Origin of the sequence: Aquisalimonas sp. APHAB1-3 (assembly GCF_048323695.1) — a bacterium.
In the GTDB taxonomy this organism is placed as follows: domain Bacteria; phylum Pseudomonadota; class Gammaproteobacteria; order Nitrococcales; family Aquisalimonadaceae; genus Aquisalimonas.
This window is the reverse complement of sequence record NZ_JBLWFT010000007.1, coordinates 64,252-80,190: the sequence shown is the minus strand read 5'-3', so window position 1 is coordinate 80,190 and position 15,939 is coordinate 64,252. Positions and strand designations below refer to the sequence as shown.

Below are 15,939 nucleotides of genomic sequence, written 5' to 3'. Positions count from 1 at the left end.
ATGGAGGAGTAACAGCCCATGCGAGGAACGGTGACCCTGTTCAACAGCGAAGACGGCGTCGCCGCCGTCGAGACGGAGCACGGAGAGTTCACCGTGCTCGGCATCATGGACGATGACGCCGTGGCCGTGGGCGACATCATCACCGGCGACCTGGAGAGCCTTGACTACCAGGTCATGAGCAACGAAACCCGCGGCATCTCTCTGTCCGTCTACGTGGAAGACACGGAACTCCCCCTGGAGGAAGCGCAGCAGAAGCTGCAGTGACGGCTAACGCCGTATGAACCAGCAGCGGTGAATGCCGCGGTTGCGCTGGAAATCCGCTGGAATCGACCAGTCGCTCCGGTCCTCGACCCGCAACCCGCCAAGCGCATCGACATCGAGCCGGAACCGCCGCCGGTTGGTGGAGAAGATCAGCAGCCCGTCATTGGTCAGCAACTGCGCGGCGAGGGCGATCAACTCCGCGTGATCGCGCTGGACATCGAGCGTCTCCTGCATGCGCTTGGAGTTGGAGAAACTCGGCGGATCAAGCAGGATGAGTTCGTACGTCTCGGCGCCCCGCCTGGCGGCTTCCCGCATCCAGCTCAGACAGTCGGCCCGCACCAGCCGGTGCGCCGGACCCTCACTATGTCCGTTCGCCTCCAGGTTACGGCGCGTCCACTCCAGATACGTGGCGGAGAGATCCACGCTGGTGGTAGTCAGGGCACCGCCGAGCGCCGCATGAACCGTCGCCATGCCGGTGTAGGCGAACAGGTTCAGAAACGCGCCCCCGGTGGCGTTGGCTCCGATCCACTCGCGCACGGGCCGGTGATCGAGAAACAGGCCGGTATCCAGGTAATCGGTGAAATTCACCAGCGCGCGGGCGTCACCGTCCATGACCGTGTGGAAACGGCCGGCCTGCGCCTGGCGCTGATACTGCTGTCGGCCCTTCTGCCGCTGGCGCACCTTGAACGCGATCTGCCCCGCCGCGACGCCGGTTGCATCGGGCAGCGCCGCCACGGCGGCGCGCAGCCGCCTCGCGGCGTCCCTGGCGTCCACGGTCGCCGGCGGCGCGTACTCCTGGACGTGCAGCCACGGCCCGTCCTCCAGGGTGCGGTAGTAATCCACCGCCAGGGCGAACTCGGGCACGTCGGCATCGTAGAGCCGGTAGCAGCTCACGCCCGACTGCTTGAGCCAGGACTTGAGCCGGCGCTGGTTCTTGCGCACGCGGTTGGCGAGTGATGCCGCCTCCTCCGCGCTTGCGCCAGCATCTTCATCACGGATGGCAAACCGCTCCAGGCGGCACTTGATGGGGCCGTTGCGAACCATCCAGCTGCGCTCGGGTTTCAGCCCGATCTCCAGGTTGGCGCCATTGAGCACCATGGCGCGCCAGCCGGGAAAGCGCGAACGCAACAGATCGCCCAGCCGGGCATAGAGCGGCAGCAGGCTGCGGTCACCACCGATGCGCTCGCCGTAGGGCGGATTGGTGGCCACCAACCCGGCACCGGGGCTCCGCCGCGGCGGCTCCGCATCCGCCAGTTCCCGGCGCTCCACGTGCACACGCCCGGTCAGGCCGGCGGCCTCCACGGATGCCAGCGCAGTGCGGACCGCCTGGGCGTCCTGGTCATAGCCCACAATAGCGGGGAGCGCCGGCAGGCCCCGGTCACGGCGCCCATGGGCTTCGTCGAGCAGCACCTGCCACAACCCGGGGTCATGCCCCTGCCAGCCGGCAAACCCCCACTGTTCCCGGAGCAGCCCCGGCGCCACGTCACCAGCCATGAGCGCCGCTTCCACCAGCAGGGTGCCCGAGCCGCAGAACGGATCCACGAAACCACCGCCCTGCGCCGCGACGGCGGGCCACTCCGCGCGCAACAGCATGGCCGCCGCCAGATTCTCCTTCAACGGCGCCGCAACACCGGCACGGCGGTAGCCACGCCGGTGCAGGCTGCCGCCGGAGAGATCCACGGCCAGCGTGACGTCCTCTCCCGCCTGGTGTGCGTTGATACGCAACCCGGCACCCTCCACATCCACATCGGGGCGTTTCCCGGTCGCATCGCGGAAGGCATCCACCACCGCATCCTTGACCCGCAGGCTGCCGTAATGGGTGTGTTCCACGGCCGGCCGTAAGCCGCCGAAATCCACCGCAATGGTCATCCCGGGCTGCATCAGTGCCGCCCAATCCACGGCGCGTGCGCCCGTGTACAAGGCATCGCCGTCTGCTGCGGCAAAATGCGCCACCGGCAACAACACCCGGTTCGCCACCCGCGACCACAGACAGGCACGGTACGCGGTCTCCAACGACCCACTGAACCGCACACCGCCGCGTTGCTCGGAAACGTCCCCGGCGCCCAGGGCGGACAGCTCGCTGGCGAGCAGCCCTTCCAGGCCGCCCGGGCTGGTGGCAAAAAACTCTTGAGACATGGACACAGCTGGTCACCCGATCCTGAACGAGGACGCATTGTACGCGGGTTACGCCGCCGATTGGCAGCACGCCATTGGCGACCGGCACCCCGAAAACTGTAACGAATCTGGCATACTGGCGGCCTCGCACGATTCGTAATCGCCGCACCGGCCTTTCAACCCAAGACAACCGATCGAGGCACCATGCAACGCAACATCCTGGTGACCAGCGCGCTTCCCTACGCCAATGGCCCGATCCACCTCGGGCACCTGGTGGAGTACATCCAGACCGACATCTGGGTGCGCTTCCAGAAACTGCGGGGCAACCGCTGCATCTACGTCTGCGCGGACGACGCCCACGGCACGCCGATCATGCTGAAAGCGCGCGAACTCGGCATTACGCCGGAGGAACTGATCGAGCGCATCGGCCGCGAACACCAGGACGATTTCGCCGCATTCAACATCGGCTTCGACAACTACCACACCACGCACTCGCCGGAGAACCGGGAGCTGTCGGAGCTGATCTACAACCGTCTGCACGCCGCCGGACACATCGACAGCCGGACCATCAAGCAGGCGTACGATCCGAAAGAGGGCATGTTCCTGCCGGACCGCTACATCAAGGGCGAATGCCCTCGATGCGGCGCCGCCGATCAGTACGGCGACTCCTGCGAGGCGTGCGGCGCCACCTACACACCCACGGATCTGAAGAACCCGGTCTCCGTGATCTCGGGCGCGACGCCGGAGACGCGTGAATCCCTGCACTATTTCTTCCGCCTGCAGGATTTCGAGGCCATGCTCACCGAGTGGGCGCGCGGCGGCCATGTTCAGCAGGAAGTGGCCAACAAGCTGGAAGAGTGGTTCCAGGAAGGGTTGCGCGAATGGGACATCTCCCGCGATGCCCCCTACTTCGGCTTTCAGATCCCCGGCACGGACGACAAGTACTTCTACGTGTGGCTGGACGCGCCCATCGGCTACATGGCCAGCTTCCGCAACTGGTGCGACCGCAACGGCGAGGATTTCGACGCCTGGTGGAAGGCGGACTCCGACACCGAGCTGTACCACTTCATCGGCAAGGACATCGTCTACTTCCACGCCCTGTTCTGGCCCGCCATGCTCCATGGCGCCGGCTTCCGCAAGCCAACGAAGATCTGCGCCCACGGCTTCATGACCGTCGACGGCGCCAAGATGTCCAAGTCCCGCGGCACGTTCATCATGGCGCGGACATTCCTGAACCACCTGAACCCGGAGTACCTGCGCTACTACATGGCGGCGAAGCTTGGCAGCAGCGTCCACGACCTGGACCTGAACCTGGAGGATTTCACGCAGCGCGTGAACTCCGATCTGGTGGGCAAGCTGGTGAACATCGCCAGCCGCAGCGCAGGTTTCATCAGCAAACGGTTCGACGGCCGGCTGGCCGGTGAACTCCCCGCGCCGGAGGTCTACCGCGAGTTCGTCGCCAAGGGCGAGCAGATCGCCGAAGCTTACGAGAACCGGGAATTCTCCCGCGTTGTCCGCGACGTGATGACTCTGGCGGATCAGGCGAACCAGTACTTTGACGAACAGCAACCCTGGGTGCTGGCCAAGAGTGAAGAGACCCTGCCGCAGGTGCAGGCAGTCTGTACCCAGACCCTGAACCTGTTCCGCGTGCTCATGGTGTACCTGACGCCCGTGGTGCCGAAGATCGCCACGGAGGCCGAGGCCTTTCTGAACCTGGATGCCCAGGACTGGCAGTCGGTGCAGACGCCGCTGCTCGACCACACCATCAACCGGTTCAAACCGCTGGCAACGCGGGTGGAGCGGGACGCGGTGGACGCCATGATCGAGGAATCGAAGGAAACCCTGGCGCCCAAGGGGGACGCGCCGGCGGCCAGCGGCCCCCTCGCCGACAACCCCATTGCCGACCCGGTGGACATCAACACCTTCGGTCAGGTGGATCTGCGCGTCGCGCGCATCGAGGAGGCGGCCCTGGTGGACGGCGCCGACAAGCTGCTGCAGCTGACCCTTGACGTGGGCGGCGAAACTCGCAACGTCTTTGCCGGGCTACGCAGCGCCTATAGCCCCGATCAGCTGCGCGGACGCCTGACGGTCATGGTGGCGAACCTGGAGCCACGCAAGATGCGCTTCGGCGTCTCCGAGGGCATGGTGCTGGCGGCGGGTCCCGGCGGTGACGAGTTGTTCATTCTGGAGCCCGACAGCGGCGCCCAACCGGGCATGCGCGTCAAGTAGCAGCAACCGGTGACACCAGACGGTCTGCCCGGCGAATCCCCAGCTCCGTAGGGTGGACCTTCAGGTCCACCATCGCCAGACATAGGGCCAGGACGGTTCATCGAAGGCCGACATGGTGGACCTGAAGGTCCACCCTACGGGCCCTGCGGGCCCTATCCGAGACGTTGCAGCCAGCGCCCATGACCGAACTCGCTCTCATTCTCGTCGCCACCGTGCTGGTCAACAACTTCGTGCTGACCCAGTTCCTGGGGCTGTGCCCGTTCATGGGCGTGTCCCGCAAGGTGGAGACGTGTGTGGGCATGGCACTGGCCACCGGGTTCGTGCTGACGCTCTCGTCGGTGGTGAGCTACCTGGTCAACACATGGGTGCTCGCGCCCCTGGGAATCGAGTACCTGCGCACCATCGCGTTCATCCTGGTGATCGCGGCGGTGGTGCAGTTCACGGAAATGGTGGTGCGCTACACCAGCCCGTTGCTACACCGGGTGCTGGGGATCTTTCTGCCGCTGATCACCACCAACTGCGCGGTGCTGGGCGTGGCCCTGCTGAACGTACAGCAACAGCACAGTTTCGCCGCGTCGGCGCTCTACGGCTTCGGCGCCGCCGCCGGGTTCGGGCTGGTGCTGATTCTCTTCGCAGGGCTGCGGGAGCGCCTGGCGGTGGCCGACGTCCCGGTGCCGTTCCAGGGCGCCGCCATCGCACTGATCACTGCCGGCATCATGTCGCTCGCGTTCATGGGGTTCACGGGGCTGGTGCGCCTGTAGGCAGAATCCCCTGTTGTGGGAGCGGCTTCAGCCGCGAGCAGCGCAGGGTGTGTGCTCCCCCCTTGACGGATACCGGTGTGACGGCTGCCGCAGGCGCTGGTCGGGTGATCCGGTCACGGACTGTCACTGGCCATGGATGGCCAGTGCAAGCGTACAGGGATGTATTCACAGCGTGTCCGTGACCGGATTACCCGAGCGGCGCCCCCGGATCGAAGCCACCCGGTCGGGGCGGCACCAGACCCTGCGCTGCTCGCGGCTGAAGCCGCTCCCACAACATGCGATCATGTCGGGCTGGTAATGGATGGGATGCTCACTGCCATGGCAACAGCAATTCTGGCAATCGGCCTCCTGGCCGCGCTGTTCGGCCTGCTCCTGGGCTACGCCGCCGTGCGCCTGCGCCCCGCATCCGACCCGGTGGTGGACCACATCGACAGCCTGCTGCCACAGACCCAGTGCGCCCAGTGCGGGTACCCCGGATGCCGACCCTACGCCGAGGCCATCGCCAGCGGCGAGGCGGACATCAACCAGTGTCCGCCCGGCGGCGACAACACCATCCGCGCCCTCGCCGATCTCCTGGACCGGGAACCGCAGCCGCTGAACACCGCCTATGGCGAGGCCAAGGAACAGGCCACCGTGGTGCGCATCGACGAGGACCGCTGCATCGGCTGCACCCTGTGCATCCAGGCCTGCCCGGTGGACGCCATCATCGGCGCTCAGCGGCAGATGCACACCGTCATCGAGGACCTGTGCACCGGCTGCGACCTGTGCATCGATCCCTGTCCCGTGGACTGCATCCACCGCGTCACCGTGCCCACCACCACGCGCAACTGGCGCTGGCCGCAGCCCGAAAACACCCCTGACCACGCCGCATGAGCATCGCACGCGCCCTGTTCGGCTTTCCGGGTGGCGTCCGGCTGCCGACCCACAAGGACGCCTCCACCGGCAGCCCTATCGCCACGCTGCCGGTGCCACCGGAGCTGGTCATTCCCCTGAGCCAGCACGCCGGCGACCCGGCCAGACCCGCCGTGAGCGCGGGCGACACGGTTCACCGGGGGACGGTGATCGGCCGCGCTCCGGGCGACTTCAGCGCCACCGTGCACGCGTCCAGTTCCGGCACGGTCACCGCGGTTGAGAATCGCCCCGTACCGCACCCCTCCGGCCTGCCCGAGCCGTGCGTGGTGATTCGCACCGACGGGCTGGATACACGCCCTGCAGACGGACCCGAGCCCCTGAAGGACTGGCTCTCGGCGTCACCCGCCCGGCTGCGCCGCCGGGTCGCCGACAGTGGTGTCGCCGGGCTCGGCGGCGCCGCGTTTCCTGCGGCTGTGAAGCTCACCCCGGGGCCGGACACCGACGTGGCGCTGCTCGTGGTCAACGCCATCGAGTGCGAACCGTGGATCACCTGCGATGACGTTCTGCTGCGTGAACACGCCATGGAGGTGGTCACCGGCGCCCGGATCATGCGCCACATCCTCGGTGCGCCCGAGGTGGTCATCGCCCTGGAGGCGGAGAAGCGCGCGGCGCTGGACGCCCTCACGCGGGCCCTGGACGACGCCGGGGAACCGGGCATGACCATCACCCGGGTTCCGGTTCGCTACCCGGCCGGCGGCGAGAAGCAGCTCATTCAGACGCTCACGGGGCGCGAAGTCCCGTCGGGCGGCCTCCCCCTGGACCTGGGGATTCTGTGCCACAACGCCGGCACCGTGGCCGCCGTGGCCCGTGCTGTGGAACACGGCGAGCCGCTCACGGACAGGATCGTCACCGTCGCCGGCACGGGCGTCGGCCAGCCGCGCAACTACCGCGTGCGCCTGGGCACGCCCATCCACCGGCTCATCGAGGCCGCGGGCGGCTATCGCGGGCAGGGGCACAGACTCATTGTCGGCGGACCAATGATGGGGTTCGCCCTGGAGCACGACAACGTCCCGGTCACCAAGGGGTGTAACTGCATTCTCGTGACCGAGTCGCATGCCGTGCCGCCGCCGGAACCCGCCCTGCCCTGCATCCGCTGCGGCGACTGCGCCGACGTCTGCCCCATGCGCCTGCAACCCCAGCAGCTCTACTGGCAGGCCATGGGGCGGGATCACGAGGGCATCCGCGAGGACGGTCTGTTCGACTGCATCGAGTGTGGCGCCTGCGCCTACGTCTGCCCCAGCAAACTGCCGCTGGTGGGCATGTACCGGCACGCGAAATCGGAGATCCGCACCTCCGACGAGGATCAGCGCTTCGCCGAGCAGGCGCGGCAGCGGTACGCCTTCCGGCAGGCTCGCCTTGAACGAGAACAACAGGAGCAGGCGGAGCGCCGGCGGCGCAAGAAGGAAGCGCTGCAGGCGGAGCGCGGCGCCGGGGAGAAAGCGGACAGAAAAGCCGAGATCCAGGCGGCGGTGGCGCGCGCCCGTAAACGCAAACGCGGTGGAGGCGAGAGCTGACATGGCGCTGAAGACCCCACCGGCGCCGCACATCCATGGCGACAACAGCGTCTCGCGCATCATGCGGCGCGTTCTGTACGCCCTGGTCCCCGGGGTCGTCGCCATGACGGCCGTGTTCGGCTGGGGCGTCGTGGTCAACATCCTGATCGCCGTGGCTGTCGCCGTCGTCTGCGAAACCGCAATGCTGCGCCTGCGCGGCAAGCCCGTGGCGCTTTTCCTGAACGACTGGAGCGCGGTGGTCATGGCCGTACTGCTGGCGCTCTGCCTGCCGCCGCTGCTGCCCGCCTGGATGACCGCCGTCGGCGTTGCGTTCGGGCTGATCTTCGGCAAACACCTGTACGGGGGGCTCGGCTACAACCCCTTCAACCCGGCGATGGTGGGTTACGCCGTGCTGATCGTTGCCTTCCCCCAGGCGATGGTGCAGTGGCTGCCGCCCACTGGGCTCGCCGAATCCGCCCTCGGCCCGCTGCAGACGCTCCAGGTCATCGTCTTCGGCCAGCTGCCCCCGGGCCTGGCACCGGACGCCCTGACCCACGCCACCCCCCTGGATCACGTCAAGACCCGTCTCGCCGAGGGGCTGACCATGCAGGAGATTCGCGGCGGCCCGGTCTTCGGTGTGGTCGCCGGCAGCGGCTGGGAGTGGATCAACCTGCTGTTCCTGACCGGCGGTGCGTGGCTGTTGCACGTGCGGGTCATCCGCTGGCAGGTCCCTGCCGGGGTGATCATCGGTCTGGCGGCACCAGCTCTGCTGTTCTGGCTGATCAACCCGGAGCAGCAACTGTCGCCGCTGTTTCATCTGCTGAGCGGCGGCGCGATGCTCGGCGCCTTCTTCATCGCCACGGACCCGGTCTCCGGCGCCACCACACCGTGGGGCCGGCTCTGCTTCGGGCTCGGCGTCGGCGTGCTGGCCTGGATCATCCGCACCTGGGGCGGCTACCCGGACGGCATCGCTTTCGGCGTGCTGCTGATGAACATGGCCGTACCGCTCATCGATCGCTACACACGGCCGCGCATCTACGGCCACGGAGGGCGCTGACGTGGGCGGTCGCAGGCGATTGATCCGGGGCATGCTCACCGCGGCCATGCTCCTGGCGGCGGTGGCGGCCGGCGGCGTCGGCCTGGTCGCACTGATCCAGCAACTAACGACCGACCGGATCGAGGCCCGGCAGGCGGAGCAGACCCTGCAGCAGCTCGAGGCGGTTCTCCCTGCCGGACATTACACCAACAATCCCGCCGAGGATGTGCGGCGGGTGCGCGATACCCGCCTGGGGACGGAGCAACCCTTGCCCGTCTATCGCGCACGCCGCAATGGCGACCCCGCGGCGCTGGTGCTGACGGTGATTGCGCCGGACGGCTACAGCGGCCCCATCGAACTGCTGGTGGCCGTGGACACAGCGGGAGAGGTACTCGGCGTCCGTGTGGTCGACCACGCCGAGACTCCGGGACTCGGCGACGCCATCGAGGCCCGCCGCAGCGACTGGATCGACGGCTTTCGCGGCCGCAGCCTCGGCGATCCGCCGCGTGACCAGTGGACAGTCCGCCGTGACGGCGGCGCATTCGATCAGTTCACCGGTGCTACCATTACGCCCCGCGCCGTCACCCGTGCCGTGGCGCGGGCCCTGGACTACCACCGGGAGCACGGCGACGCCCTGTTTCAGGATGCGAGCGAGGACCACTGACCATGGCGGCAACGGATTTCGCCCAACTGGCGCGCGACGGGCTCTGGCACAACAACCCGGGACTGGTGCAGCTCCTGGGCCTTTGCCCGCTGCTGGCCGTGAGCAATACCACGATCAATGCCCTGGCCCTGGGGCTGGCAACAACGCTCGTGCTCACCGGCTCGAACGTCACGGTGTCACTGATTCGTAACGCAGCGCGGCCGGAGATCCGCATCCCGGTATTCGTGCTGATCATCGCCTCGTTCGTCACCGTGGTGGAGCTGGTGATGAACGCCTTCTTCCACCAGCTGTATCTGATACTGGGTATCTTCATTCCGCTAATTGTCACCAACTGCGCCATCCTCGGCCGCGCCGAGGCGTTCGCCTCGCGCACGACACCCGCCCCTGCGGCCTTCGACGGGCTGATGATGGGCCTCGGGTTCACCGGCGTACTGGTGGCGCTGGGCGGCCTGCGGGAGCTGCTGGGGCACGGCAGCCTGCTGCGCGACGCCCCCCTGCTTTTCGGGGATCCGGGGCAGCACCTGACCGTGCAACTCCTCCCGGTGGACCAGGGGTTCCTGCTGGCGCTGCTGCCACCCGGAGCCTTCATCGGCCTCGGGCTGCTGCTGGCCCTGAAAAACGTGATCGACAGCCGCGCCCGGCGCCCGGTGCCAACCACACAGACGGAACCATTGACCACGCCATGAACAAGGAAAAACGACGCGAAATCTTCCAGCGCCTACGCGACCACAACCCGGCGCCGACCACGGAGCTCGAGTACTCCACCGCGTTCGAGCTGCTGGTCGCCGTGGTGCTCTCCGCTCAGGCCACCGACCGTGGGGTGAACAAGGCGACGGCCAGGCTCTTTCCGGTGGCGAACACCCCGGAGGCGATCCTGGCCCTGGGCGAGGACGGGCTCAAGGAGCACATCAAGACCATCGGGCTTTTCAACAGCAAGGCGGCCAACATCATGAAACTCTGCCGCATGCTGGTGGACCGGCACGGCGGCGAGGTCCCGCGCACGCGCGGCGAGCTCGAGGCCCTCCCCGGCGTCGGCCGCAAGACCGCCAACGTCATCCTCAACACCGCCTTCGGGCAGCCCACCATGGCCGTGGATACGCACATCTACCGGGTCTCCAACCGCACCGGGCTGGCTCCCGGGAAAACCGTGCGCGAAGTGGAGGACCGGCTGGTCCGCTGGACGCCGAAGGCGTTTCTCCACGATGCCCACCACTGGCTGATCCTGCACGGGCGCTACGTGTGCGTCGCGCGCAAGCCGCGCTGCGGCGCCTGCGTGATCCACGACCTGTGCGAATACCGTGAAAAGACCGAGGAGTGAGAAACCACACCATGTTCTCCAGCAACCGCAACGAACTCCGCCAGCAGTACCTGGACGCCTGGCGTAAATACCGTGACGGCGAACCGGTCACGCCACTCGAGTCCATGATTGGCGAGGTGGTCGCCGAACACCCGGAATATCACAACCTGCTCGAGGACCCGAACCGGGCCATCGACGCCGACTGGCAGCCCGAGGACGGCGGCACCAATCCCTTCCTGCACATGGGGCTGCACCTGGCCCTGCGGGAACAGGTGGCCACGGACCGACCGGCGGGTATCCGGGCAGTGCACGAGCAACTCACCCGCCAGACCGGCAGCCACCTGGAGGCGGAGCACCGCATGATGGATCCCCTGGCCGAAGCCATGTGGCAGGCGCAGCGCAGCGGCAGCATGCCGGACGAACGGGCCTACCTGGAAGCGCTCCGGAAACTGGCCTCACGGCGCGGATGACGCCTGGAACAATCGCCTGGCAGACGGTCGAACTCCTTGTCAGGCAAGCAGAATCCTTTACCTCACTAACCCGACACCGTTACCATGGCCGGCTCAATTCATTCGTAGAGGTTTTCCCTAATGCAGATTGCTAAGGACAAGGTCGTTGCCATCGACTACACGCTGAAGGACGACGACGGCAGCGTCCTGGACACGTCCGAGGGCAAGGAGCCGCTTGCCTACCTGCACGGTTCCGGGAACATCATTCCCGGCCTGGAGAAGGCCCTGGAAGGCAAGGAAGAGGGCGAGGAAGTCAGCGTGAACATCCCGCCGGAAGAGGCTTACGGAGAGCGCCGGGAAGACCTCACTCAGGTCGTGCCGCGCAACCTGTTCCAGGGAGTCGATGAGCTCCAGGTGGGCATGCAGTTCCAGGCGCAGGCCGAGGGCGGCGAGCAGATCGTCACCATCACCGGCATCGAAGGCGATGACGTCACCGTGGACGCGAATCACCCGATGGCCGGCGTACCGCTGAACTTCGACGTCAAAGTCGTCGAAGTCCGCGACGCCACCGAAGAAGAGAAGGAGCACGGCCACGCTCACTGAGCGCGGCCGGCCTTTCTTGAGCGAGGCGCGGCCCCGGCGGGCGCCGCGCCTTTTTTGTGTCTATCGGATGAAGCGCTGCTGAACCCGCCGGAATAGATCCGTGTCCGCGCGGTGCAGCCACTCGAACGCCACCATCTCCCGGGTCACCACGCGCACACCCGCATCGCGCATGCGCTCCAGGGCCAGTTCCGCATCCCGCGGCTTGCGGCTCGAGACGGCGTCGGCGACCACGAAGACCTCGTACCCCTCCTCCACCAGCGCCAGCGCGCTCTGCAGCACACACACGTGGGCCTCGGTTCCGGCCATGATGATCTGGCGACGCCCGATACGGGCCAGTTGCCGGCGAATATTGTCGGACTCCATGCAGGAGAAGTGCACCTTCTCCAGCACCTCATCATCGAGCACCTGGGCGCGGACCTGCGACACCGTGGCCCCGAGCCCCTGGGGATACTGCTCGGTGAGGCGCACGGGCACATCCACCTCCCGAGCGACCTTGATTAGCCAGCCGGCATTCTCGATGACCCGCTCGCCCTCGTGAATCGCTGGCGCCAGGCGCTCCTGGACATCGACGACGAGCAGACCGGACGTTGCGGCATTGATTCGCAAAAGGGAGACCTCCCGCTGGGTTCTCGTTATTGGTCTGCGCCGGCCGCGCGGGCTACACGCGACCGCATCACAGGGCCATAAGACCACAGCGAGCCGGTGTTGCCAATGGCTGCACGCATAGCGCTGCCGTCGCCCGCGGCCGATGCCGGCCGGGTACTAGTCCATCCGCATCCGGTAGACCCCCGACACGCCTTCTGGCCCGCTGACGCTCACCTCGAGATCGTTGAGCAACCCGTCCCGGAGCCCGTAGATCAGGCCGTGCACCGTGAGTTCCTGCCCCCGCGCCCAGGCGTTCTGAACGATGGTGGTGGAGCAGACGTTGCCGACCTGAGCCACCACGTTGAGTTCGCAGAAGCGGTCCGCGCGTTCCGCCTCGCTGGCGACGTCTGCCAGCGACGTCTCGTAGCGGGCGTACACGTCCTTGATGTGGCGTAGCCAGTTATCGATGAGCCCGAACTGCTGGTCGCCCATGGCAGCCTTGACGCCTCCGCAGCCGTAATGGCCGCAGACGACCACGTGGCGCACCTTGAGTACCTCCACCGCATACTGCAGCACCGCCATGCAGCTCATGTCCGTGTGCATGACCACGTTCGCCACGTTACGGTGGACGAACAGTTCCCCCGGGCCAAGCCCGACCACCTGATTAGCCGGAACCCGGCTGTCCGAACAGCCGATCCACAGGTACTCCGGCGACTGCCCTTCGGCCATGCTGGAGAAGAAACCGGGGTCCGTCTGCTGCATACGCTCGGACCAGTCACGGTTGTTCCTGATCAATCTTGCTATGCCGTCATCGTGCTCGCACATTGCCTTCACCATCTGTTGCCCTGGCGCTCCGGGCAGGTCTCAACCGGTCCCATCAGAGCGCGTCGTCTGCTGCCCGATCCACTGAACCTGATAGAGGTCGAGTCGCCGGTCCTGATAGTTACGCACCGATCCCTGATAGCGCATCTCCCGCAGTTTCTCCAGGTCCAGGTCGACGATCAGCGTCATCTCCGTATTGGGCGTGGCCTCGGAGACGACTGCATCGTGCGGGAAAGCGAAATCGGACGGCGAGAACACGCCCGACTGGGAATACTGGATATCCACGTTCTCCACGTTGGGCAGGTTACCGACACTGCCGGTAATGGCCACGTAGCACTCGTTCTCGATGGCCCGCGCCTGGGCGCAGTGGCGCACGCGCTGGTAGCCGTTCTTGGTATCGGTCCAGAACGGCACGAACAGGATGCGCATGCCCTGCTCCATCAGCACCCGGGACAGCTCCGGGAACTGGACGTCGTAACACACCAGAATGCCGATTTTGCCCACATCGGTATCGAACACCCGCAGTCCGTCGCCGCCGCGCAGGCCCCAGTAGGCGCGCTCGTCCGGCGTGATGTGCAGCTTGTGCTGGGTATCCCAGGTGCCGTCGCGCCGACACAGGAAGGAGACGTTGTAAAGCTCTTTCTCGGTATACACCGGCATGCTGCCGCCGATGATGTTGATGTTGTAGCTCACGGCGAGGGAAAGCATCTCCTCGCGGATTTCGTCAGTGTACTGTGCCAGACCACGGATGGCCTCTGCCGGGTTGTCCTGATTGAAGTTCGACAATAGCGGCGCATTGAAGAATTCCGGCAGCATGATGAAGTCGGCGTTGTAGCCCGCAAGGGCGTCCACGAAGAACTCCACCTGCTGCATGAGCTCTTCCACCGAATGCATGGAGCGCATCTGCCACTGCACGGCACCAATGCGGATCACGCTCTTGTCCCCGCCGAGGAGCGATTTCTGATCCTCTTCCTCGTAGAAGATATTGTTCCACTGCACCAGCGTGGCGAAGGCCTTGGAATCGCGGTCCTCCGGCAGGTAATTGGTAATCACCCGCCGTACGTGGAAGTCGTTGGCAAGCTGGAAGCTCAGTATCGGGTCGTAGACCTCCTGGCGCTTGACCAGCTCGATGTACTCCTCCGGCTTCATGTCACTGGCGTATTCGGTGTAACCGGGAATGCGGCCACCGGCGACGATGGAGCGGCAGTTGAGCTTGCGGCACAGCTCCTTGCGGGCGTCGTAGAGCCGACGCCCGAGGCGCATGCCCGAGTAACGCGGGCTGACGAAGACATCCACCCCGTAGAGGACGTCGCCATTGGGGTCATGGGTGGTGAAATAGCCGTTGCCCGTAATCTGGTCGTAGGTATGGCGATCACCGAAGCGGCGGTAATCCACCATGAGCGTCAGTGCCCCCGCCACGACCTTGCCGTTGTCCTCGATGCAGATCTGACCTTCCGGGAACCGGTTCAGCTGGGCGTGGAACTGTTTGCGCGTCCAGGGCCCCATGGAGGGGTAGACCTCCTCCATGATCTCGGCGATGTCGTCATAGTCCTCGACACCGAGGTTGCGCAGGCTGAGCCGGTGCTCCTCGGTGTCTTCCTGCTGTTCACGGGTGTCGCGGGTATCGGTCATGGCGGCGAGGCGTCTCCGGCATCAATGGGGCGTTCCCGGGCTCCGCGCCGCCCGGGAGCGGCACGGATCGTGGGATCATCATACGCAATTCGCACTATCCTGCAGACCACCGCGTGGTTGCCGGCAACGCCGGCAACCACGCAGGCGGAAGAGGCCATCAGAGATGTTGCAGCGCCCGGTCGTAGTCCGGCTCCTGGCCGATCTCCGGGACCTGCTCGCAGTGCACCACGTCGCCCTGCTCATTCACGACCGCCACGGCACGGGACAGGAGTCCGGCAAGAGGGCCGTCAGCCATGGCCACGCCGTAGTCTCGGCCGAACTCCGGCTGGCGGAACGTGGAGACCGGAATCACGTCCTCCAGGCCTTCCGCGCCGCAAAAGCGGGACTGGGCAAACGGCAGGTCCGCGGACACGCAGAGCACGACGGTATTGTCCCGCTTGGCAGCGTCCTCGTTGAACCGCCGCACCGAATTGGCGCAGACCGGGGTATCAACGCTGGGGAAGATGTTGAGGACGACCTTCTTCCCCTTCAGATCCTGCAGCGATATGTCGGACATGTCGGTCCGCGTGAGCTTGAAGTCTGGCGCTTTGCTCCCGGCAGCCGGAAGCTCCCCGACCGTCTTGACTGGTGTACCGCGCAACGAGATTTCCGCCATCTATGCTCTCCTGAATGGTTAATGTGTGGGGTCAGCCCACGCTGCTGGCGCCGCGGCCTGCAGGCTGCGGCGCCAGCGCGATAGTCGTGAGGTCATCCGTTGCCGGATGCTTACTTGAAATGGGACCAGGCCTTGCGGAATCCCTCGTCGAGATCCTTCCAGGCCTTCTCCGCACTCTTCCGGAAGTCATCCCAGGCCTCTTCGCCGGCCTGCTCCAGCTCTTTCATCCGCTCCCGCGCTTCTTCCCGGCGCTGACGGAGCTCCTCGATCTCGGACTCGTAGCGCAGGCGCGCGTCTGCCTGGGCCTCGTTCGCTTTTGCTTCCAGCTTGGCCAGCTCGGCGTTCCACTGATCGAGCTGTGACTTGAACTTCTCCAGATACTCGTCCCGCCGCGCCATGGTCACCTCCTGTTGTCGCCACCATTC

The 15,939-nt window shown here is 66.2% G+C and carries 17 protein-coding genes; 11 read left to right on the top strand and 6 right to left on the bottom strand.

What is annotated here, in order from left to right:
• Window positions 1-18 precede the first annotated feature (18 nt).
• A complete protein-coding gene (locus ACNSTU_RS11700) occupies window positions 19-264 on the top strand; it encodes a hypothetical protein (protein WP_290636054.1) in 246 nt (81 codons plus the stop codon).
• A 3-nt stretch (window positions 265-267) separates the two neighbouring features.
• Here the strand turns inward: ACNSTU_RS11700 and rlmKL are convergent, their stop codons facing one another.
• Window positions 268-2,397: a bifunctional 23S rRNA (guanine(2069)-N(7))-methyltransferase RlmK/23S rRNA (guanine(2445)-N(2))-methyltransferase RlmL gene (gene rlmKL / locus ACNSTU_RS11695; protein WP_418212390.1), complete on the bottom strand. Its 2,130-nt coding sequence runs from the start codon at window positions 2,395-2,397 to the stop codon at window positions 268-270.
• 138 nt (window positions 2,398-2,535) lie between these two features.
• Between rlmKL and metG the strand changes: the two genes are divergently transcribed.
• From metG to ACNSTU_RS11645, 10 genes are all read left to right on the top strand, one after another.
• Window positions 2,536-4,605 carry a methionine--tRNA ligase gene (gene metG, locus ACNSTU_RS11690; protein ID WP_290636060.1) on the top strand — a complete coding sequence of 690 codons (2,070 nt, stop codon included), beginning with the start codon at window positions 2,536-2,538 and terminating at the stop codon, window positions 4,603-4,605.
• Between the two features lie 179 nt (window positions 4,606-4,784).
• Complete coding sequence (gene rsxA / locus ACNSTU_RS11685; RefSeq protein WP_091641810.1) at window positions 4,785-5,366, top strand: electron transport complex subunit RsxA; 582 nt, start codon at window positions 4,785-4,787, stop codon at window positions 5,364-5,366.
• A gap of 318 nt (window positions 5,367-5,684) precedes the next feature.
• A complete protein-coding gene (gene rsxB, locus ACNSTU_RS11680; RefSeq protein WP_418212389.1) occupies window positions 5,685-6,239 on the top strand; it encodes an electron transport complex subunit RsxB in 555 nt (184 codons plus the stop codon).
• Window positions 6,236-7,792, top strand: a complete 1,557-nt coding sequence (gene rsxC, locus ACNSTU_RS11675) for an electron transport complex subunit RsxC (protein WP_418212388.1) — start codon at window positions 6,236-6,238, stop codon at window positions 7,790-7,792. The genes rsxB and rsxC overlap by 4 nt, the downstream gene beginning before the upstream one ends.
• 1 nt (window position 7,793) lies before the next feature.
• Window positions 7,794-8,828, top strand: coding sequence for an electron transport complex subunit RsxD (rsxD, locus tag ACNSTU_RS11670; protein WP_290630487.1), 1,035 nt, complete (start codon window positions 7,794-7,796; stop codon window positions 8,826-8,828).
• Window positions 8,829-8,859: 31 nt separating this feature from the next.
• The gene (rsxG, locus tag ACNSTU_RS11665) at window positions 8,860-9,471 is read left to right on the top strand and encodes an electron transport complex subunit RsxG (protein WP_418212410.1); all 612 of its coding nucleotides are present in this window, start codon (window positions 8,860-8,862) and stop codon (window positions 9,469-9,471) included.
• 2 nt (window positions 9,472-9,473) lie between these two features.
• Entirely contained in the window at window positions 9,474-10,157 is a 684-nt protein-coding gene (locus ACNSTU_RS11660; RefSeq protein WP_290630483.1) for an electron transport complex subunit E, read from the top strand.
• A complete protein-coding gene (gene nth / locus ACNSTU_RS11655) occupies window positions 10,154-10,789 on the top strand; it encodes an endonuclease III (RefSeq protein WP_290630481.1) in 636 nt (211 codons plus the stop codon). The genes ACNSTU_RS11660 and nth overlap by 4 nt, the downstream gene beginning before the upstream one ends.
• Before the next feature lie 11 nt (window positions 10,790-10,800).
• Window positions 10,801-11,238, top strand: a complete 438-nt coding sequence (locus ACNSTU_RS11650; protein ID WP_290630479.1) for a DUF1841 family protein — start codon at window positions 10,801-10,803, stop codon at window positions 11,236-11,238.
• 120 nt (window positions 11,239-11,358) lie between these two features.
• Complete coding sequence (locus ACNSTU_RS11645; RefSeq protein WP_290630477.1) at window positions 11,359-11,820, top strand: FKBP-type peptidyl-prolyl cis-trans isomerase; 462 nt, start codon at window positions 11,359-11,361, stop codon at window positions 11,818-11,820.
• A 60-nt stretch (window positions 11,821-11,880) separates the two neighbouring features.
• Here ACNSTU_RS11645 and ACNSTU_RS11640 read toward each other — a convergent pair whose 3' ends face one another.
• The 5 genes from ACNSTU_RS11640 to ACNSTU_RS11620 all read right to left on the bottom strand — a co-directional run bounded on the left by ACNSTU_RS11640 (window position 11,881) and on the right by ACNSTU_RS11620 (window position 15,912).
• Window positions 11,881-12,426: a hydrolase gene (locus ACNSTU_RS11640; protein WP_290637033.1), complete on the bottom strand. Its 546-nt coding sequence runs from the start codon at window positions 12,424-12,426 to the stop codon at window positions 11,881-11,883.
• A 156-nt stretch (window positions 12,427-12,582) separates the two neighbouring features.
• The gene (gene can / locus ACNSTU_RS11635; RefSeq protein ID WP_290637034.1) at window positions 12,583-13,230 is read right to left on the bottom strand and encodes a carbonate dehydratase; all 648 of its coding nucleotides are present in this window, start codon (window positions 13,228-13,230) and stop codon (window positions 12,583-12,585) included.
• A 39-nt stretch (window positions 13,231-13,269) separates the two neighbouring features.
• A complete protein-coding gene (locus ACNSTU_RS11630) occupies window positions 13,270-14,859 on the bottom strand; it encodes a bifunctional GNAT family N-acetyltransferase/carbon-nitrogen hydrolase family protein (protein ID WP_290630471.1) in 1,590 nt (529 codons plus the stop codon).
• Window positions 14,860-15,016: 157 nt separating this feature from the next.
• Window positions 15,017-15,514: a thiol peroxidase gene (tpx, locus tag ACNSTU_RS11625; protein ID WP_290630469.1), complete on the bottom strand. Its 498-nt coding sequence runs from the start codon at window positions 15,512-15,514 to the stop codon at window positions 15,017-15,019.
• Between the two features lie 110 nt (window positions 15,515-15,624).
• The gene (locus ACNSTU_RS11620; protein ID WP_290630467.1) at window positions 15,625-15,912 is read right to left on the bottom strand and encodes a hypothetical protein; all 288 of its coding nucleotides are present in this window, start codon (window positions 15,910-15,912) and stop codon (window positions 15,625-15,627) included.
• Window positions 15,913-15,939: the final 27 nt, after the last annotated feature.